Source organism: Microbacterium sp. Bi128 (genome assembly GCF_918698205.1).
In genome coordinates this window covers 1-2,144 of record NZ_CAKKMM010000876.1, presented here as the reverse complement: position 1 = coordinate 2,144, position 2,144 = coordinate 1, and the positions used below count along the sequence as shown (strand labels likewise).

2 protein-coding genes are annotated in these 2,144 nt (G+C 68.4%); one reads left to right on the top strand and one right to left on the bottom strand.

The window, feature by feature from the left end:
* Positions 1–1,037 (top strand): glycoside hydrolase family 16 protein (locus tag LQV45_RS27520; RefSeq protein WP_230010022.1); only part of this gene is annotated, 1,037 nt, incomplete at its 5' end.
* A gap of 91 nt (positions 1,038–1,128) precedes the next feature.
* On the opposite strand, the gene LQV45_RS27515 is transcribed toward LQV45_RS27520, so the two are convergent.
* Positions 1,129–1,782, bottom strand: a complete 654-nt coding sequence (locus LQV45_RS27515) for an aspartate/glutamate racemase family protein (protein WP_230010018.1) — start codon at positions 1,780–1,782, stop codon at positions 1,129–1,131.
* Positions 1,783–2,144 lie beyond the last annotated feature (362 nt).

Sequence of the window (2,144 nt, the reverse complement as noted above, 5' to 3'; positions counted from 1 at the left end):
ACAAAGTAGCGATTGCGCTGAGCCTGGGCGCACTGTCCCTGACCGGCTGCAGCGCCGGTCCCACGACGGGCGCCGCAGCCGTTTCACCGGCCACCGGGGCCGCGCATTCTGCTGCGGGCTCCACGTCCCCGGCGGCAACCCAGGCCGCGCATCCTGCCGCGAAGGCCCCAGCCTCGGTGGCCGCAGCGCCGAACCCGGCGGTCCCCTCGGCCCCCAAGCCTGCCACCGGCACCACCGGTGCACCTGCGGCTCCCGGAACCGATGCGGCACCTGCACGGGCCGCCGCGCCGGTCGCGCCTGCGGCTGGCGCCCAAGCGGCAGCCGCTCCGGCGCCGACGGCGGTAACGGCGCCCGTCGCTGCCCAGGCTGCCGTCGCCGCGACCGGCGACGGTTCCCAGGCCGCCACGGCACGGGGCTGGGGTTCGGTTGTCGCGGGTGACGAGTTCTCCAAGGCCGGCGCCCCCGACTCCACCAAGTGGAGCGTCTTCAAGGGATCCGGACATGCCGGCAAGGGTGTCAGGAGCCCGCAGGCCTGGTCGGTTGCCAATGGCGTGGCCACAGTCAGCGGCGACTCGGCCGGCACCACGGGCGGCATGTCGGCTAAATTTGCCCAGCAGAAATACGGCAAGTGGGAGACGCGCATGCGGACCAGCGCCCGGGACCCGGAGTACCACCCAGTGCTGATCCTGTGGCCCAACAACAACACCTCCCCCAACTGCGCCGAGATCGACTACGCCGAGGGCAGCACCAACACCGCACAGATCAAGTTCTTCCTGCACTATGCCTGCGGCGGCTCGAACTTCCAGACCACGGCGGCCAAGACGATCGACACCACCCAGTGGCACAACTACGCAGTGGAGTGGACCCCGGCCGGCATCACCGGTTACATCGACGGCGTCAAGACCTTCTCCGACACGAACCCCGCGCACCTGCCCTCCGTGGGCATGCACCAGACACTGCAGCTGGACTGGTTCCCCGACGGGTCGGCCACCAAGCCTTCACAGATGCAGGTCGACTGGGTCCGCGTCTACAAGTAGGACCGGCAAATCGCCAGGCAGCCCCGCTCCGTACTGCGGCGCGGGGCTGCCTTGGTGTTGGCCGAGGACGCGCCGCTACAGGCGGCAGGACTCAAACCCCTTGAAGTTCCCGGGCGGCTACCGCTGAGACCAGCATCGAACCGGCTGCCGTCACGGCGTCGATCACCGGAACCCCGAGCCGGCGGCGGAGCACGTCCGCCATGCCGATGCTGCTCAGGCCCGTGCTGGCCTGGACGATCATGTCGGCGCCGGCGTCAACCAGCATGTGGGCCGCGGCGAGGGCGTCGAAAATCCCGGCAGGCATGAGGAAGGCGTCGGGTGTTTCGATCCTTCCCTGCCCGTCAATGAGCAGCATGCGTTCGCCCAGTGCATCCGAGATCGGGCCCGGTACGTGTGCGCCGAGACCCAAAACTCCAATCCGGCCGCCGAAGGTCAGAGCCGCGGCCGCGGCTGCGGAGCCCGCTCCGATGACCGGGATATCCACGGCTGCCCGGGTGGCGGCCAGCCCGGGGTCGGAGGCGCAGCTGATAATCAGGGCGTCAGCGTCCCCCGCCATGTCCCTCGCCAGGCGGACGACCTTGGGGGCCGCAGATTCGAGCGACGCCTGGTCGTAGACGCCGGACGGCTGGTCCGGAATACAGCGGGATGTGACGGTAAATCCGAATGCTTCCTGGAGGAGTTTCCCGTGGGCGTGGAGCAGGCGTCGGTCCGACGTCGTCATCACCCGGATCAGTCCAACACGCATGGCGTACTACCTTTCGAACGGATTCGTTGGTGCGAGGCTACCCGGCGAGTATTTCCGCGTCTTTTCGGGCAGATGACCAACACAAGCGCTGCAGCGGATACGCCCCGTGGCGCCGGCGGCCGTTAGCATTCCGCGGGCAGCGCCACCGTGCCTTGCGCATGAAACTTGGCGAAAACTTCGCTCCCGTGTGGGGTTGGCAGGCCGGCGTCGTTGTAGGTTTGTCACGGTGGCCCGTCTTAGGACCCGGGTACAGTACCCGGGATTGGGGGAAGGCGGCAGGCCGGTTCCGGACTCAGCCGGAACGATGACCAAAGGAACAGCCATGTCGGTGGAGCCGTCGTCCACTCCAGGACGCCTCGAAG

Bases quoted from the DNA above. Each gene is read 5' to 3' on its own strand.
- LQV45_RS27515 (WP_230010018.1), bottom strand. From the start codon at position 1,782: ATGCGTGTTGGACTGATCCGGGTGATGACGACGTCGGACCGACGCCTG.